The following is a 25,247-nucleotide window of genomic DNA, read 5'->3' as shown; positions in this document are numbered from 1 at the left end:
AGCTCTTCATTTAACCTGCCATTTTATTAATACTATCCTCCGGTGAGAACACAGAAATATGATGTACTTTACCAGTCGATTTTGGAATTACGAATTTCAATTCAAACTGGTCATTTACTTTATAAACATAAATTTTATCATTACCATTTTCTTTAACAGACGCTGGTTTTCCTAAAGCCTTTTCGATTTCTTGTAACGTAATCGATTTGATCTCTGAATGGTAAGAGCGTACGTCAAAGACTTGTGATCCTTTATTAAAGCCAAATGCTACATTTTTACTTGTAAAAGTTGCATACATCCCGTTTCCTGCTTGATCAGTTTTATCTGCTTTTCCCCACTCTTTTTCTATTTCCTCGATGTCACCTGTATGTGCTGCATATGGTACGTTAGGTACTTTGCCTTCTTTCGCTTGCTCAAATAAATCTTTTACATGGTTAATTGATTTTTGATTAAGCACTGTATTTTTCGTATTAGACTCCGTTGAAGGTTTTACCGAATCATGACCTTTTGGTTTTTCCACAGACTCTTTCTCTGTTTTTTGAGCGGTGTCCTCATTCTTTTTACCCGTTTCTGACGTTTCGCTCTTTTTTTCCGTACTATTTTCTGATGTTGAATTAGTTTGTTTCTTTTCCTCAGCGTTATTACACGCGGTTAAAGCCACTACACACGTTAAAGTTAGGAACAATATAAGCACTTTCATATATACTTTCATCATTTTCAACCTCCCTCTTCAATATATTCACTTTTGTAACCATTCCATAACACTACTCCTCAAATTATTTCCCCCCCAAAAAGTAAGTGCTTCCGTTTCTCCGAAAGTACGGACCATATACTCTATATATGATTTTCCTAAAAAATAACCGAGTCGGTTGTATCCGAAATAAGTCCCTCCTGATAGACGGAACCATTCTTTCTCTTTTTCAACTGTCCATCCTTCAACATAATCCTGTAAAAAACGTTTCTTAATGTTCTCTTCAATTTCTTTATAATATTGTAACGATGAATCACCATTACTACTATATGAATAGTAAACGGACTCACTTAAACCTTTAACTATTAGTTGTGATAAATAGGTCGCGACCCCTTCACGATATAAACTTACCGGGGCATCATTCCATTCTGCTTTAGTCCAATCCATTCCATTCTCTTGTAATGCTACATTATGATATATATGTCCGATTTCATGAGCAACGATAACACGGAGGTGCTCCCTTACAGGAGATAATTTCTCAGCCGCAAAAAATATATCCCCAATAATCTCCCTTTCCACAAATGCATTAGAACCAAATCCACCTACAAATATATGAAAAGTTACATCTATATTACTACCAAATTGAATGCGATAGTCCTTACTAACTTCTTGAATAATTGATGGTAAAATTTCTGGAATAATACGAATGTCTTCTAGTTTTGCAGGATACTTTTCAATTGCACTAGAGAGACGTTCTTCTGTCTTAGGACAGTGAAACTTAAAATACTCTTCGAATGCCTCTGGGTGCATATCATAATATTTGTTCAAGTCATGTAATCCTATATCATTGCTTTCCAAAAGCTTTAAAAAGCTTGGAATTGTATTGTTAATCATCTTATTCATCTCCTTGTATACACCTTCTCTCATTACTTATTACAATCCTTCTACTATAACTTAAAAGTAATTGTCACAAAATTCAATTTAAATAAAAAACAGAAAAATTGTCGTTACATAAAAAAGTTCTTTATTAAAAAGTAGTATACATACCACATTTTAATAAAGAACTTTTTTATATCCCATTATTATATAGTTATTAATAATCTCATTTGCACGGTATGAAGTAGAAAATACATTGAGGTTTTCTTGAGTTCAAAATCATATTTCGCTTTATTCCTGTACTATCAATGATTTAAGTAAGCGTATATCCACATTGGAATTTTTTAAGTTCATGTATATTAAGAAATTTCACACCATTTCAATTCATGCTTGTTCTATTTTTTTCATGTATAAAATTAAGAAGTTGAATATAATCATTTTCTTGTCCAATATCGAATCTTTTTCCATCAATAATTTTGCCATACACTTTCTTAGTCATAAGCAAAGACTCTATTGCATCAGTTAGTTGATACTCACCTCCATGTCCAGGCTCAACCTTTTTTAGCAACTGGAATATATTTGGCGTAAAAATATAGCGTCCAATCACCGCAAGATTAGATGGAGGATTTACTTTTGGTTTTTCAACAATATTTGTAATCTGAATATAATCTGCTTTAACACTATTCCCATTTACAATTCCATATCTCCCTAAATCTTCATCTGGTACTGTATGGATACCTAATACACTACTTTTTGTCTCTTCGTATATCTTAATTAGTTGATTTAAGGCAGTTTCTTTATCAGAAATTATGATATCATCCGGCAAAAGCACAGCAAAAGGATGATTACCAATAAATGTTTCTCCTAATTTTATTGCCTCACCAAGTCCTCTCGCATACGGCTGTCTTACATAATGGATTTGAATGTTAGGAATATTATATTTTTTTAACAATTCGACTTTTTGTTCCCTTTCTAAAAATGCCTCTAGTTCTAATGAATAATCAAAGTAATCAACTATTAAGTTCTTTCTACTTGAAAGAACAATTAATATTTGTTCAATACCTGACTTCATAGCTTCTTCTACAATATAATGAATTGCAGGTTTATTACCTATTGGAAACATTTCTTTCGGAACTACCTTTGTAATAGGAAGACTCCTTGTACCATAACCAGCAGCTGGAATGATCGCTTTTTTTATCATTCCTCTCTCCCCCTTCTTCAACATATTTTCAATATTATATTCAATAGAACCCTTAACCGCGCATCACAAATTTAAAAAAGGCTCCTATCTCACATCGCTTGTATGAATAGGCCTTTTCATATGTCACCATTCTAACTTGTCCACTAATATACTGTAAAAACTAGTACTAACTTCAGAAAGGTGATTTGCCGTATGAATATATGTATTATAGGATCTGGCTATGTTGGACTCACATCGGCTGCGGTTTTAGCCGATTTAGGTCATTCTATTATTTGTGTAGACAAAAATTATAATAAAATCCAAGCTCTCCAAGGGGGAGAATGCCCAATTTACGAACCAGGTTTAAAAGAGCTTATTTACAAAAATCGAAAACAATTGAAATTCCAGCATGATATTAGTCTAGCTATACAACAATCATCAGTTATTTTTATCGCTGTAGGAACACCTTCTACCCCCAGTGGAAAGACAGATTTAAAATATTTATACTCTGTTATTGACCTACTAGTTCCAGAAATAAAAGAGTATAAAACAATTATTACTAAAAGTACAGTTCCACCTGGAACGAATCAACATCTATATGAAATGCTCATAAAAAATGGTGTACCGTCATCCCTATTTAATATTGTTTCTAACCCTGAATTTCTCCGTGAAGGATCTGCTGTTCAAGATATGCTTATTCCGGATAGAACTATTATTGGTATCCAAAAAAATGACACAAAGTCATTAGAAATTATGCAGAATATATATAAAAAGATTAATGCTCCATTCCTTTGTACGGGTTTAAACGAAGCTGAACTGATTAAATATACAGCCAATGCATTTTTGGCTACAAAAATATCTTTTATAAATGAAATCGCCCGGATTTGTGACGCTTATCACATTAATATTAATGAAGTGGCAAAAGGAATCGGCTACGACTTTCGAATTAATCCCCATTTTCTCCAAGCAGGAATGGGATATGGAGGATCGTGCTTCCCAAAAGATTTACATTCACTCATATATACAGCAAATGATAGACAGATAACAGTTCCTATTTTGCAAGCTGTACAATCCATTAATTCTACACAGATTGACCTCTATGTTGAAAAAATTAAAAATACTATAAAAGTACCCTCTTCAAAAAAAATAACTATTTTAGGAATTTCCTTCAAACCAAACACTGATGATATTCGTAATTCACTTGCTGTAGAACTTCTTGAAAAATTACTTCCTCTTGGTTACACCCTTCATGCGTATGATCCAAAAGCTGCTCTTCCTCCGCATTTGAATAAACAAGTTACACAACATAAAAAACTACAATCCTCAATCACAAATTCTGATTGTATTATTCTTGCCACAGAATGGGACGAATTTAAAAAACTTAATTGGCAAGAAGTCAAACAATTAATGAAAGGATGCACAATTGTGGATGGACGAAATTGTATTGATAAAGATGAAATAGAGCAGTACGGTTTACGCTATATAGGAGTTGGTCGTTCATGAAAATACTTGTAACAGGCGCCGCCGGTTTTATTGGTTCTCATTTATGTCAAGCATTACTTAAAAACAAGTCATATCATGTAGTTGGAATTGATCACTTTATTGGTCCTACCCCAATACCCTTAAAAATAGATAATATTCAGACCCTTCAAACGAATCCGCGATTTCAATTTGTAAGAGAAAATATATTAACTACAGATTTACCCAAGCTTTTAAAAGATGTAAAAGTCGTTTATCATCTAGCTGCTATCCCTGGCGTAAGAACAAGCTGGGGAAAGGATTTCGATCCTTATGTAACCAATAATATACTTGCTACACAATATTTACTTGAAGCATGTAAAGAGGTAAAGTTAGAGAAATTCATTCAGATATCAACATCGTCTGTTTATGGAGAAAAATCCGGGAGGGTGTCTGAAAACTTATTACCGAATCCCCTTTCTCCATATGGTGTCACAAAATTAAGTAGTGAACACCTATGTCATATTTACCACAAAAATTTTCAAATACCAATTGTGATTTTAAGATATTTTACAGTTTATGGACCCAGACAACGACCTGACATGGCATTCCACAGATTAATTAAACAAATACTAGAAAATAAACCTCTCACAATATTTGGTGATGGAACACAAACACGTGATTTTACCTATATCGATGACTGTATACGAGGAACCATAGCTGCTTTAGAGACAAGCGAACATATAGTGGGAGAAGTTATAAATATCGGTGGAACAGAACGATCTTCCATTTTAAATATCATTTCTACACTAGAAAAAATATCAGGTAAATCAGCACATAAAATTTTTCTAAAATCAATTCCTGGCGAACCAAAACAAACATGGGCAGATATATCTAAGGCTAATAAATTATTACAATATCATCCAGTTATTTCTTTAGCTAATGGATTGGAAGCAGAATATAAGTATATAAAACAACTTTATAAAGGAGACTAATTCATGAAAATCGCATATATATGTACTGAAAAATTACCCTCTCCAGCAATTAGAGGTGGTGCAATTCAAATGATGATTGATGGAGTATCCCCCTATATATGTCAAGAATTCGACCTCACTATTTTTTCCATTTCAGACCCAAGTCTTCCAAAACAATCAACACAAAATAATATTCATTACATGTATTTCCCTCAAATAGAATATGAGCAGAATGTTATAAAAGCACTTCAATCCAATGCTTTTGATATTATACACGTTTTTAATCGTCCAAAAAATATCCCCCTATATAAACAAGCCTCTCCAGGCAGTAAATTTGTATTAGGTCTTCATAATGATATGTTTGCTGAACACAAAATATCTTTCCTTGAAGGCAACCTAATTATTGAAATGGTTACAGCTATCGTTACGGTTAGTAACTATATTAGAGAAACAGTAATTGAAAGATTCCCACAAGCTGAACATAAAATTTCGATCGTCTACTCTGGTGTAAATATAAAAACATCTCCTCCAATTTGGACTCCCAACGGACAAAAAATTAGAAACGAATTTCGGAAAAAATACGCTATCCAAGATAAAAAGGTAATTCTATTTGTCGGTAGATTGACAAAAAATAAAGGACCAGATATACTCATCCATTCTATGAAAGAGGTTATTAAAGCCCATAAAGATGCAGTACTCGTTATAGTTGGAGGTAAATGGTTTAGTGATAACGGAGTAAATAAATATATTAAAAAATTGCATAGGCTCGCTAAACCTATTAAAGAACACGTACTTTTCACTAAATTTATTCCAGCAGATCAAATTCATAATATATTTTTAATGGGAGATATATTTGTTTGTAGTTCGCAATGGCATGAGCCATTAGCACGTGTTCATTATGAAGCAATGGCCGCTGGAACCCCTATCATTACAACAAACCGTGGTGGAAATGCAGAAGTTATAACAGATGAACATAACGGCTGTTTAATTGAACAATATAATAACCCGAAAGAGTTTTCTAGGCTTATCCAAGGTTTGCTATCTCAACCAGAATTCGCAAAACTGATGGCTCAAAATGGCAGACAAATTGTTGAAAAAAACTTTACATTTATGCATACAGCTAATAAGTTAAAACAAGTATATAAACAAGTTACAATACCAACACACCAACCTGTAAAAAATCTAATGCGACCACTTAAAATTCAAATTATATAAAGAAAAACTTTAATCAGTGTTTTTTTACTCCACTGATTACTAGTTGAAACACTCGGATTTTTACAGGCCGTTAATGCGTGAGAAAGTTAAACTTACTGAAGAATATATTTATCCTTTACTGAAACGAGAGTGTAATATAAACCGTGTAAGTAACCTACCATCCTAGGTAGTGGGTTGCTTCACGGTTTTTCTTTTTCTAAAATTATTACGAAGGAGTGGTTACACTTATGGTTAGAAAGAAAAGAGATCCAAAATCCGTGAAGTTAGCTCAATCAATTTTTGAAGCTTACCAACCGGAAACTGTTGAAGATATGCAAGAGGCTTTGAAAGACATCTTCGGACCAATGTTTGAGGCAATGCTTCAAGGCGAAATGAATCACCATCTTGGTTACGATTCAAACTCAAAAGAACGGAAAGAACACGAAAATCGTCGTAATGGATACGGTAAAAAGAAGGTAAAGACAAGCTTCGGTGAAGTTGATGTTCACGTACCTCGCGACCGTGATGCGTCATTTGAACCCGGAATTATTCCGAAACGCAAACGTGATGTATCAGACATTGAAGACAAGGTCCTGGCTATGTACGCACGTGGAATGAGCCAACGCGATATCTCAAGCACGATTGAGGACATTTACGGTTTCAGCGTGTCACACGATATGGTTTCCGATATTACCGACCAAATCTTGCCTGAAACCGCAGACTGGCAGGCAAGACCACTAGCGAAGTGTTATGCGTTCATATTCGTGGACTGTATGTATGTGACGTTGCGCGAAAACTATGAAGCCAAAGAATATGCGGTTTACACCATTCTGGGCTATGACTTAAAAGGGAATAAAGAAATCCTCGGCTTATGGTTCAATCAAACTGAATCGAAGAATCGCTGGATGCAGATTTTTGATGAACTCAAAACTCGCGGTGTCGAAGATGTATTCTTCATCTCTATGGACGGAGTTTCGGGTCTTGAAGATGGCGCTCGGGCTATCTTCCCACAAGTTGTCGTACAGCGGTGTATCGTTCATTTGGTGCGTAATTCACTTCGCTACGTGCCAAGTAAAGATTACAAGGAATTCTGTAAAGATTTGAAGAAATTCTATGGTGCTTCATCACTCAAAGCGAGCCATGCGGCGTTTGACGCATTCGAGAAGCGTTGGTCGCAATATCCAGGTGCGATTGACGTGTGGAAACGCAACTTCTCGCATGTCGAACAGCTCTTTGACTACGGCTCTGACATTCGCAAAATTATGTACACGACAAGCGCTGTCGAAAGTGTCAATTCAAGTTTCCGTAAGGTAACGAAAAAAGGCGCTTTCCCGAACGAAAACGCCTTACTCAAGGTTCTTTATTTACGTGTAAAAGAACTCCAAAACAAATGGAATGGCGGTCATATCCGTAATTGGTCAATGGTGTTGAATCAACTTATGGTTAACGATAAATTCGCCAAACGTATTGAAAAATATAGTATTTACCTACCGTAATTTAAATGCTTCGTTTGTTCGATAAGATAATTTGATATATCTGTGTTGGTGCCATTTCTCAAGAGGAATTCCACTAAATCTTGCTTTTGAAGAACAGGATTAATAACGGCTCCATCTAGCTGACTTAGAATCTCAACGATGCCATGATGTGAAAAACTCTTGATTGCTTTAAAAAGTTCTGCATCACGTTTCTTTCGTTCGGCGGATTCTTCAGGATACCCAGTATTGAACGGTTCTTCAAATAGTTTCTCAAGCGTGAAACGAAGATTTAATTCGCCCGCCCAACCGAAGTTCAATCCAAGTGGAAGTGATGCACAGTTTCCGTTATTTATCCTACCGAATAGGAACGCATCTGTTGGAGTTGGCAGATAACCGCTAATGACATTCGGAAGTGTATTGCAGGCAATCGACATACCAACACCGCTACTACATCCAGTGACGACAAAATCAACTGCACCTGAATTTAGAAGTAGACCAACAGCTAAGGACACTTGGATATAGCTTAACTCGGATTCTTCAACTGTAACACCAAAATTGAGCACTTCATATCCATGCCTCGCCACAGCCCTTTTTGTCTCTTCAAAAATCAGTTCATTTTTGCTAATTTGGGTACTTGCTTGTATCACCGCTATCTTCATTCTTCCACAACCTTTCGATTTAATTATCACACAAACCGAAAGTCAAAAGAAGATAAAAAAGACAGAAGCGATCTTGCCTTAATATTTGCTATTCTATGTGTTCGTTTCAAAAACTTACACAGATTTCTTGACAATCCCACTGAAACCTCAGCAACTAAATTTCCACTTTACTTCAACCTCTTATTTAGTATATAAATTTCATAAAATGAACAAAAGCATAAGACAAATCCCCCCTAATATAAAGGGGGGATTTGTCTTATGCATCGTCTTCTTCGTCTTCTTCGTCTTCTTCGTCTTCTTCGTCTTCTTCGTCTTCTTCTTCGTCGTCGTCTTCGTCTTCGTCGTCTTCTTCATCTTCGTCGTCTTCTTCATCTTCGTCGTCGTCTTCATCTTCGTCGTCTTCGTCGTCTTCTTCGTCGTCTTCGTCTTCGTCGTCTTCTTCATCTTCTTCTTCGTCTTCTTCGTCTTCATCTTCTTCGTCTTCTTCGTCGTCTTCTTCGTCTTCGTCGTCTTCTTCGTCTTCTTCGTCTTCTTCTTCTTCTTCTTCTTCTTCTTCTTCTTCTTCTTCTTCTTCATCAGTAAAAGTTATTTCTGTTTCATCAATATATTGAACTTCTACCTCTACACCAGTATGTGCTCCAGATTGAATAACTTCAGCCAAAAGTTTTAATACCTCTTGTATATCTTGATCAGAATTAATACTAAAGCCATTCTCAAAATCTATTTTTATTTTTGCTCTTTTTACATCAGCCATTTACATAACTCCTCCCTTATTTGATTTATATTTAAAATATGCTAGAAAGTATAAAATGATTGTTGTAATTGCGGACTTTTCATTATTCTTTTTCCTTGAAATGTTTTAAAATTTCAGCTATCCATGGTCTTTTTAATGGCTCGTTAGGTGTAATAATTTGTATTTTTATTTTTGGTTTTTCTGGTTCAGTAGCAATGAAATCCGATTGTACTGCTTCCTCTTCAACGATTTGAATATCCCCATCATTTATTTCATCATTAACGTCCTTATCTATTGTTGTTGTTTTACTGCTTATTGCTTCTAACTCTAGTAATCCCATTGTAGGTAACTCGACTAATTCTATGTCTTTAATAATTGCTAAATTCTCTAATATAGATGATTCATCAAGTACAATTTCTTTTTGTTTCTCTAGTGTTTGCTCATATTCTGACATTTCCCATCCCATTGGCCCTGGTGGAGAAAACATAAATTTTTCTAAATCTAAAATAGGTATGACTATTTCTTCCGGTTCTAATTTCATTTTCTTCCTCCTCCACTTTTATTCTTGATTTCGTCAAAAATATCAGAAAATCGAGTTAAAAATTCCTCTTTAGAATCTTCAAGTGCAATTATATTTTGTAATGCCCAAATATATTTTTCATCAGACCACGAACGCTTTTGCCCTAAATAATATTTATGTGCAATCGAACATAATAAATGAGGGAACGTTAAATCCGTCCAAAGTATGCGATATTGTTTTTCTGATAATGGATTTTCTGAATCGTAAGCACTCAGCATATGAATCACTAAATTAACATCCCAAACTGACATTTTTTTCATTACTTTATTTAAAATAATACGTAAATCTCTTACTGGTAAATCATTTGTAATTGAATGTAACTCCTTCATAAAAATAGCATCATCTATTTCTTCAAATCTTGCCAATGTAAAATCTTGTTGACAAAAACTTTTAGATGCAATTACTTGCTTTGTCCATTCATTATAAAATGGTTCATCAATTTCTTGTAATGCCCGTTTGGCACGAGCTATCATTTTATCAACATATTCTAAAAACATTGTTGAAAACACATCGTTAGGATAAGATTGTGCAATTTTTTTGTTTCCTTCTAATTCTTGTAATTTCCACCTATATAACTTATGCCATTTTCCTAATCGACTTCTCATTTTACTTTCTTGATGCGGGATATATCCTTCTGATGCTTGATGAAACTTAGCTGCATATATAAGCACTTTTTCCATTTGTTCTTTATTATAATAAATTACTTCTTTTCCTTGATGTTTATCATATAATACATATGCATACTCATCAGCTCCAATACAGACCCCACCTCTATTGGTTTTATGCATTTTTGTGATTGGCAATCCTTTTTGAAAAAGATGTAAATGTGCTCCAGCAACAAATAACATTCTTTTTGGTTTCATATGTGCTTGTTTTAATATTTTCAACCCTTCATTTGTCTCCACTTCCCAAACAGTTCTCCCACTTCTACTTGATTGCAGAAAAATATTATTTACCTCAAATGGATAAAAACTAAGGATTCTATTTAAATGTTCTTGCTCTAATCCAGCTATTTCTTCCAATTCTCTTCATCCTCCTCTTGAATTCTATAGCACTTCCTTATATACTCCAATTAAATTCATGGCAACGCGGTTCCAACCAAAATCCTTTTCAACCTTCAATCGTCCATATTTCCCCATTTGTTCTCTCTTAGATTCATTATTTAATAGACTAATAATTTTCTCTGCGTATGCATCAGGATTCTCGAAATCATTGACTATATAACCATTCTTTCCTTCTTCAATTATTTCAGGATTACCACCTCGATTACTAGTGATAATTGGTAACCCCGCCGCCATTGCTTCATAATGTACCCTGGCAAGAGGTTCTTGCCACTGAGAAGAACAAACGAAAAGATCTGACATAGCGTAAAGTGTTGGAATATCTTTAGGCTTAACAAATTTAATAAAGGTTACATTATTTTGAAACATTGCTCCCAATGTATATAAATGTTTTACATAGTTGTTTACATTGTTATCACCAAACCATTTTGATCCAATAAAAACCATTACAATATCTGGGTTTTCTTCAATGATTTTAGGGAGAGCTTGTAGCAAAATATGAGGTCCCTTCACTTTACTCAGGCGTCCAACAAACAAAATCACCTTTTTATTTTGCAAATTCAACTCCTTCTTTACATAACGTTTAACTTCTTTTCCATTTATAGTCCAAGCCGGATAATATTCATTTAAATCTACACCTGAATATACTGTTTTTGTCTTAGATTTTGCTGTCTTAAAGCGCGAGGTAATCGTTTCTCCTATATAATCACTAACTGTTATAATTTTCGAAACAGCTTTAATACATGCTTCTCCTTCTTGATCACTCATCTTTTCATACGCGAACATTTCATTATGCACACTTAATACAAATTTTGTCTTTGTTGCCACTTCACTTAAAAACGCAATCCAATTAGGGCGATTACATAAATGAATCACATCATATTGCTCATTTCTCAAATGTTCAAGAATATCATGAAGATAACCCTCTTCTGCAAAGCGTATATATTTTACACCACCCTTTTTTTCTTCCGTTTTTAAATTTGGATCCGTAATGGAGATAACTGTTACATCATTTCCTTTAGAAGCAATAATGGAGGCGACGGAATCTATATAAATTTGAATAGCACCCCCTCTCACGGCAGGTACTGGTAGCTTTTCAGTAGAAATTATTGCAATTTTCATTCTTTTCCCTCCCTATTTCATAAAAATACAATTCTTTTCAATATATGTTACGGAATAAGTTTTATCATTGTGAATTATTCATTGTTTTTTCTATTCATTACAATTAAATTAGGCAAAACATCACTTTTTTGTTTTAAAGGCGAATGTCTCAAACAAAAATGACCATGCACCATAAACTAATAAGAGAATACAAAAGGATGGTGACATATTTGGAAATTCACAATGAGGAAGCGGAATATATACTATCACCTGAAGAGGAGCAAAAATTAATATCATTAGCAGAAAGCATGATTAAACATTGGGATATTCATACAACTACAATCGAACTTATACAAGGTGGGCAACTTGCTCTAGTGTGGAAAATTCATACTTCAGATGGACCATTTTGTTTAAAAAGAATTCATCGCCCTGAAAAGAAAGCTTTATTTTCAATTCATGCTCAAGATTATCTTTCTAAAAAAGGTATGCGTGTTCCAAATATAATTCCTAATAAAGGGAATCAACTCTATACAAAACACGGTCCGTTTTTATTTGTTTTATACGAGTGGATTGAAGGTAGACCTTTTGAACTGACTATGCAAGAAGATCTTGAAATGATTATGAAGGGATTAGCAGATTTCCACTTAGCTTCTATTGGTTATAAGCCACCACCAGGTATACCTATCTTTACAAAATTAGGTCGTTGGCCTAATCATTATATTAAAAGATTCCAACAGATGGAGGTTTGGAAAAACCTATCTGCAACCTTGATCGATGACCCTTTTTCACAACTATACTTAGCTGAAATCGATCCTTTTATTACAGAAGCAAAACTTACGTATCAACGTTTATTAGAGTCTGAATATCGAGAGTGGACAGAAGAATTACACGTATCCCCAAATTTATGCCACCAAGATTATGGTACAGGAAATTCTTTACTAGATACGAATAATCAAATTTGGGTAATTGATTTAGACACCGTTTCGTTCGATCTACCGATTCGGGATTTACGCAAAATGATTATTCCTTTATTAGATACAACGGGTACGTGGAACGAAGACCAATTTAACATTATGATTAATGCATATGAATCAGTTTCTCCTTTAACAGCCGAGCAAAAAAAAATCATGTTTATTGATATGCTATTTCCATACGAATTATATGATGTAATCCGTGAAAAATACGTCAGAAAATCACCACTACTTGCTGCTGAACTCACTGAAGCAATGGAGTATGAAAGGATAAAGTCAAAGGCTCTAAATATATTAATAGATAAATTTCAAGTCGATTGATTGTTCGATATGTTTGTAAACTAAATCTACTATTTAAAATATAATTTTGAAATTAAATCAAAATATTTGTGCGACGCTTAGAGAAAAGCGTGTGATTTTTATGGTGCACATTCCATATGTCTAAGTTTTATGAATGGTTAGGAAATGCGATATTAAAAGAGATGTTCCAATTGAATTTGATACAAAAAGTACCTGAATCAAAAACAATCTAGTTATCCTTAATAATAAAATGAGGTTAAGAAATCTTTCTTATATAAATAAAGTAAGGTATTTTCTACTATGACACATGTAAAGTTATATATGGAGCTGGATATGACAAAAGAAAGTTATATGTGTTAAATCACACCAAACTATTCATAAATCAAGTACACTTATAGTATTTAAATTTGACGTATATAAATAAAAAGCATGACATAAAATTGTCATGCTTTTTATTTTCAATCAATAACTTCTTTAGATTTAACCTGTTACAGAACCCTTTACTCAGTAAAAGACTGTTTTACTTGTTAACAGAAAGATAAATCTTTCCCTTTTGTTCTTGAATTTAATCAAACCATTTGTCGCTACCAGAAATCTATTTTCTGTTATGTAAATCAAAGCATTCATCATAATCCTAAAAACTAAAATAGGACAGTAATTTAACACTTGTACCACCTGCTTTATTCCTATCTTAAACATAAAAAAGCCTTGGCGACCAAACCAAGACTTTTCAAGGACCTAATAATATGACAAGAACGAGAATCAGAACCACCCGACTTCTTGTTCTTTAACCCCTGTCTTACAACCTCATTTTACTATACGTATTCCGAATTTCCAATCGCCTATAAATCTACTATTAAATACTGCTCTAAAAATGAAATCAAGAGGTGAATCTTAACTTCTTTAAATATGTAGAAAAAGTACTTTTTACATTATCAAAATTGTGAGCAAATGTATTATCTCCACTTAATGATGTGATAATAGTTAGTCCTGCTGTTTTAATAAAATGTTTTACATCTATGAGCATAGATATAGCCTCCATGAATTTAATTACGCTAATTATAACAGAAGTGTTGCGACTGAAACATGGAGGGAATAAACAATTCCCCCGAAAAGATTGAATTTCCAATCTCAACTTGTTTAACCTATAGGACTTGAGGGAACGGCACTTGGAATTATATTTTAATAAAATTTAAAAAGCTGTCCTATTTAAGGACAGCTTCAATTATGTATTTTATACTTCGATAGATTTACCATCTTCAACGATATGGTAAAGTAAGTGCGCTAAATGATGAATTGGACCATTTTCTTCCTCTTCTTCATTTGTCTCACCTTGGAATTCAAGATCATTTAAGTATAGTGCTAAAAATTGATAGAACAATTTCAAATCAAATCCGTAGCAAGCACTTGGTTCTTCATGATCTCCTTCATATTGTAACATTAAGTATTGCTCGTTTCCTTCTGTATCTTCAGCATCAAAGAATACGAAGAAACCAACGTTTGTATCTAAATCAAATAGATGACGAGTACCTTTTTCTGTTGCTTTCTCGAAGTCCTCTTCACTTAATTTATGTACTGTTGTTGCCTTTGCATTATCCTCTTGATGAAAATTTACTGTAAATGATTTCAATGCTGACACCTCCTGATTGTATAACAGTAGCATAACAGATTAGACAACATAATACAAAGGGACTGCTTACAAATGTAAACAGTCCCCTGTATTCATTTCCGCATTGCACGGAATATAAAGCTTACGATGAAAATCAAAACAATCGCGCCTATTAAAGCCGGAACAATCGCATATCCGCCTATAACAGGTCCGAATTTACCAAGTAACGCTGTACCAAGCCAAGAACCGACAATACCTGCAATAATATTACCGATTACACCGCCAGGTACATCCTTCCCAGTAATTAAACTTGCAAACCATCCTAATATACCACCAACGATTAAAGACCAAATCATATCATTACCTCCTTTATTTTTGAACGATAAAAATTATAATCAGAAACAATTGCTTACCATTAGTTATGTTTCATTTTTCGTAAGTTATTCGTCTTATGAAAATCATTCAAATCTGCTCAACCTTTTAAGGACAATCTGGCTTCAATATTGTTCTCATAAATTCGTCTTTAAACGCTTGATAATTGAATTCAACGGCAATTCTTTGTATAGGACGATCATCAAACCTCGTCGGCTCAGCTATTTTTCTAAAATCTGCAACACTTTGACCTCTCGTTACATCATTTGTCGTACTTATCCAAACTGCTGATTTTTTATATTCAAAAATATCATCATTTATAAATGAAATGAACGGAAGTAAATCGTGAATCGGACTTCCACCAATACCTGGATATTCTTTTTTGTAAAAGTTCTCGTAATAAAAATCGATCATTGGCTTTATGAGTTTCGCCTGCCCTGTTCCTTCTTTATCAATAATATCGACCATTTCAGGGGTAATAAGAGCACGCTGCGTTACATTTAACGGATATATTGTAGCATTCTGCGCATATTTCATAACGATATTCGCGGCAATTGGATCGCCGTAAAAATTAGCTTCTGATACAGGTGTAACGTTTCCCGGAAATAGAAAAGCACCGCCCATTATATAATAAGAACATACTCGATTCATTAAATTGGGGTACAATAAAAATAATGTTGCAAGTGTTGTTAATCGTCCCGTCGCCACTATAATAATATCTTCTGGACAAGGCTCAATTAATTTAATCAATTCACAAAAATTTTCTCTGTCACAAATTCTCATTTTCGGTGGAATAATTGGACCTAAACCGTGATCCCCATGAATTTCAGGGAAAAACAAAGGTTCTTCAGCTGTCATTGGTCTACTGGCACCTTCAATAATCTTCACTTTTGTAGCATAGTATCTTTCTAAAAAATAAACATTTTCCGTAACAATTTCTCTTGATACATTTCCATACTCTGCAACGATACCGATAATATCTAATTTGCATGTTTTATTCGCATAAATTAACGTTACTGCATCATCAATACCAAAATCTCCGAAAAAGATTATTTTTTTATTAACTTTCCTCACCCCTCTCCAGCATAATCTACTATTATTATTATGCGAAAAAGACAAGGCGGTGAAACAGAGATAATTAAAAAAGCCGCCTATTTATTGGCGACTTCAATCTTTTTATAAGATAAATATGCTAGTACACTTTTGCTTGAATCATATTTCGGATTATTCCCTTTTCTCGGTTCTCTCATATGTGTTTTTTCAAACMCAGGAATGTCAGGCATTTTCTCTAAAAATTCAAGCATCTCTTCCTCAGTTCCCTCAATACGTACACGAATCATTATTACTATTCCTCAATTCTCATTTTCTCTGTACTAAGTATATCGTACATCAGAAAGACTGCAAGAAATTTATCTTTTTAATGTTGAACTTTTTTTACATACGAACAGTGCCATTTCAGTATAAAACGATTCTATTTTATTGTTTCCAAATTGAATTTTGAAAAATTCTTGCATTTCATTTGATGTTTTCATCATACACTCTGTTAACTTTACACGTTTTTGCATAGGAACATCCATCATATCGCACCACCAATCAAAATCGAACTTCTTGTCAAAAGTATGACATGACTGCATTTGCAAACCATGTTTTTCTAATAAAGTAATCCATTCTGTTTTTTTCAAAGCTCGTTCATGGCTTGGATCTCTCTTCTTTTCGATAAAGTTATAAAATGTATCAAACTCATTATTTTCTGGTGAAACGTTATCAATTAATATAAATAATCCATTATCTTCTAACGTTCGATTTACTTCAAAAATAAATTGCAAAGGATCAACAAAGTGATGTGCTGCAATTCGGCATGTAATTGTATCAAAGGAATCATCAGCAAATGGTAACCTTTCTGCATGTCCTGCTACAAATGATACATTTTCATGTCCGTTCCCTTCTATAAAACCTTTTGCTTTTTCTAACATTTTTTCTGTTAAATCAAGAGCGACTACCTCTTTGAACATTGGGGCTAACAAATTAGCAACATGTCCACCACCAGTAGCAATATCAAGAAGACGAGTATTATGACGAGTTTCAACTTGCTGAACTACATATTGTAAATCCAGTCCTTTTGCATGAATTTTACTTTTCACATACTTCTCTGCATTACTACCAAATTGTTGTTTCACAAGTTCTTCTTTACTCACTTTTATCATCTTCTTTCTATAAAGTATTATATTTAATTTATAAGTTCTCTTTATATAATTTCAAATCCTCTTTTAGTTTAATCTCGTCTCTTGTATTAGAGACCTTCTATCAAAAAAATTTAACTCTTTTATTTTTAAGCACAAAACAAAAAAGGTTATGGGGAATTATCCCACACCCCCACAAAGTATCTCTTAAATTTGAGGATCTTCTTACACGTCTAATCCCCCTGTAACTTCACAATAACTTCTACTTCGCTATTAGTAGCCTCTCTTGCATGCAATCCATATTGGTCCATGCCAATCCATATCCACCCAGGACTATCATAAAGAATATCTATGTTGAAATGCTTCAACTTAGTAAGCTCTGACCTAATAAATTTATCCCTACTAGCGATTTCCTTATCAAGCAAGCCATATTCTTTCCCATTTTCAAATAGCGCTATCATCTTTCCTGCAAGTGGATGTATACGAACTATAAAGTGATATTCTTTTTCATTTATATTCGCTACAATCGTATTAGAATCAGGTACATCACATCTAGAATTCGGCATATTCATATCGGTCAGCTCCTTTATTGATTTCATTAATATTATAACATATTAATATTTAGATATTATTAATATAATGTAAAAAATATAAAAGCTGACTTTCCTTTAGAAATCAGCTTTTACACATTGTTTATCTTTAAACTTTTTACAAATTTTATAATGTTTCTTTCTCTTCATCATTTCCAGAAACTAAATCTCCTAAAACATCCACCGTAACTTCAACTACAAATTCACAAATCCCTGCTACAACTTCTCCAATTACTTCCTCCATCTTTCTACCCCCTTGTTTTATGGAACCTATTTGTAGTATAGAAGATACTGGTTAATTTTAACTATCGGCAAAGGTGACAAAAACATTACAGATTTGTAAGCTATTTCAATGTTTTTTTGAATTTATACTTCTCCCCTTTGAAACTTTAAGTATTATTAACAACCAGATAGGTCATCATAATATAAAGTATTTAAGAATCCTAATTTAAAGGAGGCGTGTAAAATATACTACGTAAAATTAATTAAAGGTCAATCTTTCTATGCTTTTGATCAACGATTCTTAGTGTCTCATGAAGAAGAGGTTTCGGAAAAAATTTTTAATTACTTACGCCGGAATGAATTCTTCGAAGTACGTAAAGAAGAATATTCCGCCTAAAGTATGAAAAGCATCAAAAAATGACTCTCATAATTGGGATTTTTTCTTGATGCTTTTATATTATCTCCCTTTATTCAACATTACTCCTCAATTCTCTTAAAATCTTATAGTATATGTCCAAGCTAATTCATCGTTACCTTCATATTTTAGTATATGAGGAGGTGACGAATATGACTCATATCATTGATTATCAAGCTACTCAACCTTTAAATAAAACAGGTGAAACAACTTTTGTAATTCCCCATTCCCCAGAAAAAGCAATTCTAGCAAGTATTAAATTAAAAATTTCAAGAAGAGATTCACGTAATAATCGAGTAGAATTAATTGCTACAGTTGGGGTTAAAGGTATAACTGAGATTTCACAAGTTTTATTCCGAATTTTCCGTGACAATACAGAAATCTTCAACGCTCAAGTAGGGATTGAATCTACAGATTCTGAGCAATTTTACGCGCAAACATTTCAAGCTATTGATAAAGATGTAAGCTGCGGGACTCACGAATATTCATTAACTGTGGAAAATCTAACAAATGCTGCAAGTGCAGACGTTGTTGGCCCTCTATCTTTTAGTGGTTTAGCTATTGGACAAGATCATAAGTGTTGCTAAAGGAATCTATTGTTTGATGTTGCATTTGAGAAAAGTGAGACGTAGTAACTACGTTCTCACTTTTTTATTTTCTCTATGTTTTTCTTTATTTTCAATTTGTATTTAATCAAGAGTTTTTCACATTTTGAATTACTTATTTCATCATATAATTAATCAAATTTTCAACAAATCAAAAAGATTGAAATTCACTAATGAAACACGTAATATAGACTCTGACTCTAAAAAAAGCGCGTTAAAAAATAATGAATAAATTAGGAGGTTTTATATACGAGTTGTTAATTTTAAAAGACTGAGAGGTTTAAATTATGTGGCGTAATAAAAATGTTTGGATCGTATTAATTGGGGAGTTTATTGCTGGTCTAGGGTTATGGCTTGGTATTCTTGGTAATCTTGAATTTATGCAAAAATACGTCCCTTCTGATTTTATGAAATCCGTTATATTATTTATCGGACTGTTAGCTGGTGTTCTAGTCGGTCCAATGGCTGGGCGTGTCATTGATCAATATGAAAAAAAGAAAGTTCTTCTTTACGCTGGATTTGGTCGTGTTATTAGTGTTATTTTCATGTTTTTCGCTATTCAATATGAAAGTATCGCTTTCATGATTGCATTTATGATTGCACTTCAAATTTCCGCGGCATTTTATTTCCCTGCATTACAATCTGTAATTCCACTCATCGTTAATGAACATGAGCTATTACAAATGAACGGTGTACATATGAATATCGGTACAATCGCTCGTATTGCAGGTACTTCACTAGGTGGCATTCTTTTAGTTGTAATGAGTTTACAGTATATGTATGCCTTCTCAATGGCAGCATACGCTTTATTATTCCTCTCAACTTTCTTCCTACAATTTGAAGATAAAAAATCCGCTACATTAAGTAAGCAATCAGCTAAAGATAATAGTTTTATGGAAGTATTTCGTATTTTAAAAGGAATTCCTATTGCTTTTACAGCACTTATATTAAGTATTATCCCTCTATTATTTATAGCTGGATTCAATTTAATGGTTATTAACATTAGCGAAATGCAACATGACCCAACGATTAAAGGATTCATATATACAATTGAAGGTGTAGCATTTATGTTAGGTGCCTTCGTTATTAAACGTTTATCTGATCATTTCAAACCTGAAAAGTTACTATACTTCTTCGCAATTTGTACCGCTTTTGCACACCTTTCGTTGTTCTTTAGCGATATTAAATGGATGGCACTTGCCTCATTTGGTTTGTTTGGATTTAGTGTAGGCTGCTTCTTCCCTATTATGTCGACAATTTTCCAAACGAAAGTCGAAAAAAGCTATCACGGACGTCTCTTCTCATTCCGTAATATGTTTGAAAGAGTTATGTTCCAAATTGTCTTACTTGGAACTGGCTTCTTCTTAGATACGATTGGGTTACAATATATGGTTCTCATCTTCGGAGTTATTTCGTTGTTGATTATTTTTATTTCCTTATCTAAGCAGAAACAATTTAAAAAACAAACGTCACAATCTGCGAATATATAAAACTAATACTTCTTAAGAATGGATCCCGTATTTTACTGGGTCCATTCTTTTTGAATTTCAAGGATTAAAATCTATTTTCTTTATGTAGTTCAAATATTTAAAGGAGTATCCCCTACTACTTTCGAATAAAATAAATTATAGATTTTTCAAAAAGGAGCTGTGGAAATGTCTTATGGCATCCAATTATTAATTATCCTTCTTTTTTCATTGGTCATGTTTGGCGTCCTTAATTTTTTAGCCATTTCCTTATCTCAAAATAACTTTAAAAGAAGGATTGTTGCAGGTTTCCTATTTTTATTGTTAACTCCCATTATCTTTTTGACTACTACAGCACTCACATCTATATTCGATAAAGGTGGTTTGGGAGTAGCTAACCTAGTCTTCGTTATTTTAAATGTATATATTGTAAATGGAATTGTCATTCTTCTTTCCGCTTCATTTATCCTCAAAAAACATAACATAAGATAGAGTACTAGGCATGAATCTAGCATTACACTAGATTCATGCCTTTTCATTTTAAAAATCTCACCTTTCTCCAAATTTTTATGTGAAATTTAAAAATTCTTTATGAAAATTTAAACTTTATTTTTTACAATATTCCTATCGTATTCGCACGTTTATAAAAACGAATAAGAAAGGAGTACACAATGAAAAAGTTTCTATTTATTTTCCCTATATTAATCGTTCTACTTAGTGGATGTAGCAATAATGATATATACGGCTCTTGGGAAGTCATTGATAATAAAAAAGGTGAATGCCCTGTATATTATAAATTTGAAACAGTTGTGAAAGAAGAAAAGAAAGAAAAGGTTGTTCACAATTTAGTGGAAATGCAAACAACAAATAAAAAAGAGGATTTATTTAAAGGATCGTTTGTTAAAAATTCTAACGTGTATCGTATTGATTATGGTAACTCGTTTACATCGGATCAATCTTTAAAAGTTGTCGATAATGAATTAAATGTATACTTTTTTACAACTGAAAACACATGTACATATAAAAAAACAAACAATTAATCTTCATTTATAACGTAGAAAATATTTTCTACGTTATTTTTATATTTCCCCTTATTATCCTCCCTCTAAATTTGTCAATCGTTTTAATTTTCATAAAAAAATGATAAAATGTAAACATGTGTTTTCAGAATAATTAAAAATACAGAAAGAAAACACTGTTTTTAGGAGGGGTTTTGATGACTTACACTTTAGCAACTAGAATGAAAGCATTCCAATCTTCTATATTTAGTGAATTAGGGGCCTATAAAAAAGAGAAAATTGCAGCAGGTCATAAAATGATTGATTTAAGTATCGGGAATCCTGATATGCCTCCTGCTGATTTTGTGAGAGAAGAAATGGTACATACAGCAAGTGCAAAAGAAAGTTACGGATATACATTATCTGGTATTCAAGAATTTCACGAAGCTGTAACTGAATATTACAACAACACTCATAACGTTATATTAAATGCTGAAAAAGAAGTTTTATTATTAATGGGTTCACAAGACGGACTCGTTCATTTACCTATGGTTTTTGCAAATCCGGGAGATATAATACTAGTTCCTGATCCAGGATATACAGCTTATGAAACAGGAATTCAAATGGCCGGTGCAACATCTTACTACATGCCATTAAAAAAAGAAAATGATTTCTTACCTAACTTAGAAGTTATCCCTGAAGAAATCGCCAATAAAGCAAAGATGATGATTTTGAACTTCCCAGGAAATCCAGTTCCAGCAATGGCACATGAAGATTTCTTTAAAGATGTAATCGCATTCGCGAAAAAACATAATATTATCGTTGTCCATGATTTTGCCTATGCTGAATTTTATTTTGATGGTCAAAAGCCAATTAGCTTCTTATCTGTACCTGGTGCAAAAGAAGTTGGCGTTGAAATTAATTCTTTATCTAAAAGTTATAGTTTAGCTGGTAGCCGTATTGGTTATATGATTGGTAACGAAGGAATTGTCGGCGCGCTTACGCAATTTAAGTCTAATACAGATTACGGTGTGTTTTTACCAATTCAAAAAGCTGCATCCGCTGCATTACGACACGGCGCTGCATTTTGCGAAAAAAACCGTGGAATTTACCAAGAACGTAGAGATACTTTAGTGGACGGATTCCGCAAATTCGGTTGGAATGTCGATAAACCAGCTGGAAGTATGTTCGTTTGGGCTGAAATTCCGAAAGGATGGACTTCGCTAGAGTTCGCTTATGCACTTATGGATCGTGCAAATGTCGTTGTCACACCAGGCCATGCATTTGGTCCTCATGGCGAAGGTTTTGTACGTATTGCACTTGTTCAAGATAAAGTAGTATTACAAGAAGTAGTTGAAAACATTAAAAACAGCGGTATTTTCTCTATTGAAAAAATAGAAGAATTAGTTAAGAATTAATAATACCCCCCTGCTTAACTTTAGCAGGGGTATTATTATTCCTGGAGGTACGATATGAATATTAAAGATACTCTTCCCCATCGCTATCCATTTTTAATGATTGATAAAATTACAAACGTTAAAGAATCTCAATCGGCTACAGGATACAAACTGATTACAAATAACGAGTGGTTTATTAATAAAAATCAAAACTATATGCCTCATATGCTAATTGTAGAAGCACTCGCTCAACTTAGTGCTTTTGTAAGTACAGGTGAATCTGAAGGACTTGGTTTCCTCTCCTCTTTAGATGGGGTGGAATTTCATGAAAATGCGTATCCCGGTGATAAACTTGACTTACATTATGAATTAACACGTAACAGACGAGGTTTTGTTCTTGGGAAAGGAATTGCCTCTGTAAACGGTCAATCAATCGTTACCATTGAAAAGCTATTAATATATCAAGCTGATTAAACAGATTACATAGTAAGGGGTAGGGAAATGCGGAATGTTGTTGGTATTGATGCTGGGGGAACATTAACAAAAATTGCTTACTTTAACGAAATGAACAAATTAGTTTTTGAAAAATTTTATTCATATGAACAAGAAAGAATTAAAGAATGGCTTCATAATAATAATTCAATTACACAATTATGCATTACAGGTGGTAAAGCTACACAGTTAGAACAACTCCTTTCAAGTTCATATAAAATAGTAGAATTAAACGAGTTTGAAGCTACTTTAGCAGGAGTACGATACATACTAAAAGAAGAAAAACGTGCTATAAACAGCTTTGTATTAACAAATATCGGTACAGGTACTTCCATTCACTATGTTCACGACAAGCAATATGTTCGCGCTGGTGGAACTGGAGTTGGCGGTGGTACTATTATGGGTCTTTCAAAACTATTAACAAATATAGATCATTTTGAAGACGTGATTCCGCTTACGAAAATTGGTTCAAGAAACAGTCTAGATATTACAGTTGGAGATATTTATGGTGGGATTCTCTCCCCTCTTGATAATAACTTAACTGCTAGCAATTTCGGAAAAGCGACCATTACAGACTCAAATTATAGTAGTTCAGATATACTAGCTACCGTTCAAGGACTTGTCGGTGAAGTCGTCACAGCATTAAGTCTTCAATTCGCCGAAGCAAAAAATATTGACCATATCATTTACATCGGTTCTACTCTATGTAATAACGTACATCTTCAAAATATTATTAGTAGCTATACAGAATATCAAAACAAAATACCAGTCTTTTTACAAGACGGCGGTTATAGTGGTGCAATTGGTGCTTTACTTCATAGTTCGAAATAAAAAAGCTGACTTTTGTCAGCTTTTTTGCAATGGTACTTCAAATTCAATAATTGATTCTCCATTCTCACCAATTCGTTCCACACTAATTCTATCAATTACACAATTTAACTTCTCATGAAAACTAGGAATATCCTTTTCATCAAACAAATACGTCTCAATGATATCTTCTGTTAAGTTACCGTTCTTTTTCTCACTATATTTCACCGCGACCTTCTCATTTTTTCTAAATTTAAACTTTGAACTGTTTCACCACCAGGTAAGTTTGTAACAATCGCAATAACGTCGGAATTATTTCCAACGTATGTCCCCGTATATTTTTTAAAAGCCCCAGGTTCAATATGTGATATTTCTTTTATTTGCTCCCCATTAGAACAAGCAGTAACAACTAATAAAATTGTTAGCATAATACCTGCTATTCTATTCATATAGTTCATTAGACACCACCAAGTTCTATTTATTATCCAATCTATACAATGTATCCTTTAAAAAGCCCTTTTAAATATACGCATTTTAATCAAAATTAAAAATTTTCAATTTTTATGTTTACAATTATCCATTAATTGTATATAATTACTAACGTAAGAAAAATATTCTAAAAGGAGGTCGAAGGAAATGATGAAATTACAATTACATGCTTTAACTTTAGTGTTAACTGCATCTGTGTTTTTCGGACAATTAAATATGAATTCGACCACCCTAATGGAGAATTAAAAATCGTACTTTATTTCTTTTAATTCATAAATTCGCCACAGGAGGTCGTATACTTTCCTGTGGCTTTTTCACGCCCAGCCATAGGAGAACGACATCTTCCTGTGGC

At 33.3% G+C, this 25,247-nt stretch carries 28 protein-coding genes and 2 pseudogenes; 13 read left to right on the top strand and 17 right to left on the bottom strand.

Features of this window, described 5'->3' with window-relative positions; genetic code table 11:
- Positions 1–10: 10 nt before the first annotated feature.
- The 3 genes from AC1DS7_RS12455 to AC1DS7_RS12445 all read right to left on the bottom strand — a co-directional run bounded on the left by AC1DS7_RS12455 (position 11) and on the right by AC1DS7_RS12445 (position 2,768).
- On the bottom strand, positions 11–715 hold the full coding sequence (locus AC1DS7_RS12455; protein ID WP_215588256.1) for a YjgB family protein: 705 nt from the start codon (positions 713–715) through the stop codon (positions 11–13).
- 24 nt (positions 716–739) lie between these two features.
- Positions 740–1,585, bottom strand: a complete 846-nt coding sequence (locus AC1DS7_RS12450; protein WP_476999007.1) for an aminopeptidase — start codon at positions 1,583–1,585, stop codon at positions 740–742.
- A 361-nt stretch (positions 1,586–1,946) separates the two neighbouring features.
- A complete protein-coding gene (locus AC1DS7_RS12445) occupies positions 1,947–2,768 on the bottom strand; it encodes a UTP--glucose-1-phosphate uridylyltransferase (protein WP_016101224.1) in 822 nt (273 codons plus the stop codon).
- Between the two features lie 192 nt (positions 2,769–2,960).
- Here AC1DS7_RS12445 and AC1DS7_RS12440 point away from each other — a divergent pair, with 192 nt between their 5' ends.
- From AC1DS7_RS12440 to AC1DS7_RS12425, 4 genes are all read left to right on the top strand, one after another.
- Positions 2,961–4,250: a UDP-glucose dehydrogenase family protein gene (locus AC1DS7_RS12440; protein WP_016101223.1), complete on the top strand. Its 1,290-nt coding sequence runs from the start codon at positions 2,961–2,963 to the stop codon at positions 4,248–4,250.
- Positions 4,247–5,200: an NAD-dependent epimerase/dehydratase family protein gene (locus AC1DS7_RS12435; RefSeq protein ID WP_061690255.1), complete on the top strand. Its 954-nt coding sequence runs from the start codon at positions 4,247–4,249 to the stop codon at positions 5,198–5,200. Before AC1DS7_RS12440 ends, AC1DS7_RS12435 begins: the two co-directional genes overlap by 4 nt.
- A gap of 3 nt (positions 5,201–5,203) precedes the next feature.
- On the top strand, positions 5,204–6,394 hold the full coding sequence (locus AC1DS7_RS12430; RefSeq protein ID WP_016101221.1) for a glycosyltransferase family 4 protein: 1,191 nt from the start codon (positions 5,204–5,206) through the stop codon (positions 6,392–6,394).
- 227 nt (positions 6,395–6,621) lie between these two features.
- Complete coding sequence (locus AC1DS7_RS12425) at positions 6,622–7,869, top strand: IS256 family transposase (protein WP_061690253.1); 1,248 nt, start codon at positions 6,622–6,624, stop codon at positions 7,867–7,869.
- On the opposite strand, the gene AC1DS7_RS12420 is transcribed toward AC1DS7_RS12425, so the two are convergent.
- The 5 genes from AC1DS7_RS12420 to AC1DS7_RS12400 form a co-directional block, all read right to left on the bottom strand.
- A complete protein-coding gene (locus tag AC1DS7_RS12420; protein ID WP_044440141.1) occupies positions 7,857–8,507 on the bottom strand; it encodes an RpiB/LacA/LacB family sugar-phosphate isomerase in 651 nt (216 codons plus the stop codon). The two genes, AC1DS7_RS12425 and AC1DS7_RS12420, sit on opposite strands and share 13 nt — an antisense overlap.
- Before the next feature lie 256 nt (positions 8,508–8,763).
- A complete protein-coding gene (locus AC1DS7_RS12415) occupies positions 8,764–9,261 on the bottom strand; it encodes a hypothetical protein (protein ID WP_476999006.1) in 498 nt (165 codons plus the stop codon).
- 82 nt (positions 9,262–9,343) lie between these two features.
- A complete protein-coding gene (locus AC1DS7_RS12410; protein WP_061690251.1) occupies positions 9,344–9,781 on the bottom strand; it encodes a hypothetical protein in 438 nt (145 codons plus the stop codon).
- Positions 9,778–10,842, bottom strand: coding sequence for a spore coat putative kinase CotS (gene cotS / locus AC1DS7_RS12405; RefSeq protein ID WP_016101215.1), 1,065 nt, complete (start codon positions 10,840–10,842; stop codon positions 9,778–9,780). Before cotS ends, AC1DS7_RS12410 begins: the two co-directional genes overlap by 4 nt.
- Before the next feature lie 24 nt (positions 10,843–10,866).
- Positions 10,867–12,003: a glycosyltransferase family 4 protein gene (locus tag AC1DS7_RS12400; protein WP_476999005.1), complete on the bottom strand. Its 1,137-nt coding sequence runs from the start codon at positions 12,001–12,003 to the stop codon at positions 10,867–10,869.
- A gap of 158 nt (positions 12,004–12,161) precedes the next feature.
- Here AC1DS7_RS12400 and AC1DS7_RS12395 point away from each other — a divergent pair, with 158 nt between their 5' ends.
- Positions 12,162–13,274, top strand: a complete 1,113-nt coding sequence (locus tag AC1DS7_RS12395) for a CotS family spore coat protein (protein WP_476999019.1) — start codon at positions 12,162–12,164, stop codon at positions 13,272–13,274.
- Between the two features lie 859 nt (positions 13,275–14,133).
- Here the strand turns inward: AC1DS7_RS12395 and AC1DS7_RS12390 are convergent.
- The 7 genes from AC1DS7_RS12390 to AC1DS7_RS12360 all read right to left on the bottom strand — a co-directional run bounded on the left by AC1DS7_RS12390 (position 14,134) and on the right by AC1DS7_RS12360 (position 17,986).
- A complete protein-coding gene (locus AC1DS7_RS12390; protein ID WP_431179583.1) occupies positions 14,134–14,280 on the bottom strand; it encodes a chorismate mutase in 147 nt (48 codons plus the stop codon).
- A 207-nt stretch (positions 14,281–14,487) separates the two neighbouring features.
- Positions 14,488–14,883 (bottom strand): hypothetical protein, encoded by a 396-nt coding sequence (locus AC1DS7_RS12385; protein ID WP_002084959.1) that lies wholly within the window; start codon positions 14,881–14,883, stop codon positions 14,488–14,490.
- A gap of 92 nt (positions 14,884–14,975) precedes the next feature.
- Positions 14,976–15,218 carry a GlsB/YeaQ/YmgE family stress response membrane protein gene (locus AC1DS7_RS12380; RefSeq protein WP_002013368.1) on the bottom strand — a complete coding sequence of 81 codons (243 nt, stop codon included), beginning with the start codon at positions 15,216–15,218 and terminating at the stop codon, positions 14,976–14,978.
- 124 nt (positions 15,219–15,342) lie between these two features.
- Positions 15,343–16,308, bottom strand: a complete 966-nt coding sequence (locus tag AC1DS7_RS12375) for a nucleoside hydrolase (protein WP_476999004.1) — start codon at positions 16,306–16,308, stop codon at positions 15,343–15,345.
- A 77-nt stretch (positions 16,309–16,385) separates the two neighbouring features.
- Entirely contained in the window at positions 16,386–16,574 is a 189-nt protein-coding gene (locus tag AC1DS7_RS12370) for a DUF3970 family protein (RefSeq protein ID WP_476999003.1), read from the bottom strand.
- A 69-nt stretch (positions 16,575–16,643) separates the two neighbouring features.
- The gene (locus tag AC1DS7_RS12365) at positions 16,644–17,429 is read right to left on the bottom strand and encodes a class I SAM-dependent methyltransferase (protein WP_002192837.1); all 786 of its coding nucleotides are present in this window, start codon (positions 17,427–17,429) and stop codon (positions 16,644–16,646) included.
- Between the two features lie 218 nt (positions 17,430–17,647).
- Complete coding sequence (locus AC1DS7_RS12360; protein WP_002127815.1) at positions 17,648–17,986, bottom strand: hypothetical protein; 339 nt, start codon at positions 17,984–17,986, stop codon at positions 17,648–17,650.
- A 484-nt stretch (positions 17,987–18,470) separates the two neighbouring features.
- On the opposite strand from AC1DS7_RS12360, the gene AC1DS7_RS12355 reads away from it, so the two are divergent.
- The 8 genes from AC1DS7_RS12355 (at position 18,471) to coaW (ending at position 24,430) form a co-directional block, all read left to right on the top strand.
- Complete coding sequence (locus AC1DS7_RS12355; protein WP_078179002.1) at positions 18,471–18,623, top strand: YqbF domain-containing protein; 153 nt, start codon at positions 18,471–18,473, stop codon at positions 18,621–18,623.
- 170 nt (positions 18,624–18,793) lie between these two features.
- Complete coding sequence (gene exsC / locus AC1DS7_RS12350; RefSeq protein WP_016101210.1) at positions 18,794–19,228, top strand: exosporium protein ExsC; 435 nt, start codon at positions 18,794–18,796, stop codon at positions 19,226–19,228.
- Positions 19,229–19,533: 305 nt separating this feature from the next.
- Positions 19,534–20,736 (top strand): MFS transporter, encoded by a 1,203-nt coding sequence (locus tag AC1DS7_RS12345; RefSeq protein WP_061690247.1) that lies wholly within the window; start codon positions 19,534–19,536, stop codon positions 20,734–20,736.
- 165 nt (positions 20,737–20,901) lie between these two features.
- Positions 20,902–21,204, top strand: coding sequence for a hypothetical protein (locus AC1DS7_RS12340; protein ID WP_000120186.1), 303 nt, complete (start codon positions 20,902–20,904; stop codon positions 21,202–21,204).
- A 179-nt stretch (positions 21,205–21,383) separates the two neighbouring features.
- Positions 21,384–21,752: a hypothetical protein gene (locus AC1DS7_RS12335; RefSeq protein WP_002127817.1), complete on the top strand. Its 369-nt coding sequence runs from the start codon at positions 21,384–21,386 to the stop codon at positions 21,750–21,752.
- 176 nt (positions 21,753–21,928) lie between these two features.
- Positions 21,929–23,128, top strand: a complete 1,200-nt coding sequence (locus tag AC1DS7_RS12330) for an LL-diaminopimelate aminotransferase (RefSeq protein ID WP_002032510.1) — start codon at positions 21,929–21,931, stop codon at positions 23,126–23,128.
- Between the two features lie 54 nt (positions 23,129–23,182).
- Complete coding sequence (locus AC1DS7_RS12325) at positions 23,183–23,581, top strand: 3-hydroxyacyl-ACP dehydratase FabZ family protein (RefSeq protein WP_001021821.1); 399 nt, start codon at positions 23,183–23,185, stop codon at positions 23,579–23,581.
- A 27-nt stretch (positions 23,582–23,608) separates the two neighbouring features.
- Entirely contained in the window at positions 23,609–24,430 is an 822-nt protein-coding gene (coaW, locus tag AC1DS7_RS12320) for a type II pantothenate kinase (protein ID WP_016101207.1), read from the top strand.
- Positions 24,431–24,445: 15 nt separating this feature from the next.
- Here the strand turns inward: coaW and AC1DS7_RS12315 are convergent.
- Positions 24,446–24,565: pseudogene (locus tag AC1DS7_RS12315) on the bottom strand (2'-5' RNA ligase family protein); the annotation flags it as partial.
- Positions 24,560–24,864 (bottom strand): annotated as a pseudogene (locus tag AC1DS7_RS12310) (DUF4825 domain-containing protein); the annotation flags it as partial. The pseudogenes AC1DS7_RS12315 and AC1DS7_RS12310, both read right to left, overlap by 6 nt.
- Between the last annotated feature and the right edge of the window lie 383 nt (positions 24,865–25,247).

This window comes from Bacillus sp. P4_E1 (assembly GCF_056401715.1).
Note: the sequence above shows the minus strand (reverse complement) of the source record. Positions and strands in the feature narration are given on the sequence as shown.

Bases quoted from the DNA above. Each gene is read 5' to 3' on its own strand.
- AC1DS7_RS12455 (WP_215588256.1), bottom strand. From the start codon at position 715: ATGATGAAAGTATATATGAAAGTGCTTATATTGTTCCTAACTTTAACG.
- AC1DS7_RS12450 (WP_476999007.1), bottom strand. From the start codon at position 1,585: ATGATTAACAATACAATTCCAAGCTTTTTAAAGCTTTTGGAAAGCAAT.
- AC1DS7_RS12445 (WP_016101224.1), bottom strand. From the start codon at position 2,768: ATGATAAAAAAAGCGATCATTCCAGCTGCTGGTTATGGTACAAGGAGT.
- AC1DS7_RS12440 (WP_016101223.1), top strand. From the start codon at position 2,961: ATGAATATATGTATTATAGGATCTGGCTATGTTGGACTCACATCGGCT.
- AC1DS7_RS12435 (WP_061690255.1), top strand. From the start codon at position 4,247: ATGAAAATACTTGTAACAGGCGCCGCCGGTTTTATTGGTTCTCATTTA.
- AC1DS7_RS12430 (WP_016101221.1), top strand. From the start codon at position 5,204: ATGAAAATCGCATATATATGTACTGAAAAATTACCCTCTCCAGCAATT.
- AC1DS7_RS12425 (WP_061690253.1), top strand. From the start codon at position 6,622: ATGGTTAGAAAGAAAAGAGATCCAAAATCCGTGAAGTTAGCTCAATCA.
- AC1DS7_RS12420 (WP_044440141.1), bottom strand. From the start codon at position 8,507: ATGAAGATAGCGGTGATACAAGCAAGTACCCAAATTAGCAAAAATGAA.
- AC1DS7_RS12415 (WP_476999006.1), bottom strand. From the start codon at position 9,261: ATGGCTGATGTAAAAAGAGCAAAAATAAAAATAGATTTTGAGAATGGC.
- AC1DS7_RS12410 (WP_061690251.1), bottom strand. From the start codon at position 9,781: ATGAAATTAGAACCGGAAGAAATAGTCATACCTATTTTAGATTTAGAA.
- AC1DS7_RS12400 (WP_476999005.1), bottom strand. From the start codon at position 12,003: ATGAAAATTGCAATAATTTCTACTGAAAAGCTACCAGTACCTGCCGTG.
- AC1DS7_RS12395 (WP_476999019.1), top strand. From the start codon at position 12,162: ATGACCATGCACCATAAACTAATAAGAGAATACAAAAGGATGGTGACA.
- AC1DS7_RS12390 (WP_431179583.1), bottom strand. From the start codon at position 14,280: ATGCTCATAGATGTAAAACATTTTATTAAAACAGCAGGACTAACTATT.
- AC1DS7_RS12380 (WP_002013368.1), bottom strand. From the start codon at position 15,218: ATGATTTGGTCTTTAATCGTTGGTGGTATATTAGGATGGTTTGCAAGT.
- AC1DS7_RS12360 (WP_002127815.1), bottom strand. From the start codon at position 17,986: ATGAATATGCCGAATTCTAGATGTGATGTACCTGATTCTAATACGATT.
- exsC (WP_016101210.1), top strand. From the start codon at position 18,794: ATGACTCATATCATTGATTATCAAGCTACTCAACCTTTAAATAAAACA.
- AC1DS7_RS12345 (WP_061690247.1), top strand. From the start codon at position 19,534: ATGTGGCGTAATAAAAATGTTTGGATCGTATTAATTGGGGAGTTTATT.
- AC1DS7_RS12340 (WP_000120186.1), top strand. From the start codon at position 20,902: ATGTCTTATGGCATCCAATTATTAATTATCCTTCTTTTTTCATTGGTC.
- AC1DS7_RS12335 (WP_002127817.1), top strand. From the start codon at position 21,384: ATGAAAAAGTTTCTATTTATTTTCCCTATATTAATCGTTCTACTTAGT.
- AC1DS7_RS12330 (WP_002032510.1), top strand. From the start codon at position 21,929: ATGACTTACACTTTAGCAACTAGAATGAAAGCATTCCAATCTTCTATA.
- AC1DS7_RS12325 (WP_001021821.1), top strand. From the start codon at position 23,183: ATGAATATTAAAGATACTCTTCCCCATCGCTATCCATTTTTAATGATT.
- coaW (WP_016101207.1), top strand. From the start codon at position 23,609: ATGCGGAATGTTGTTGGTATTGATGCTGGGGGAACATTAACAAAAATT.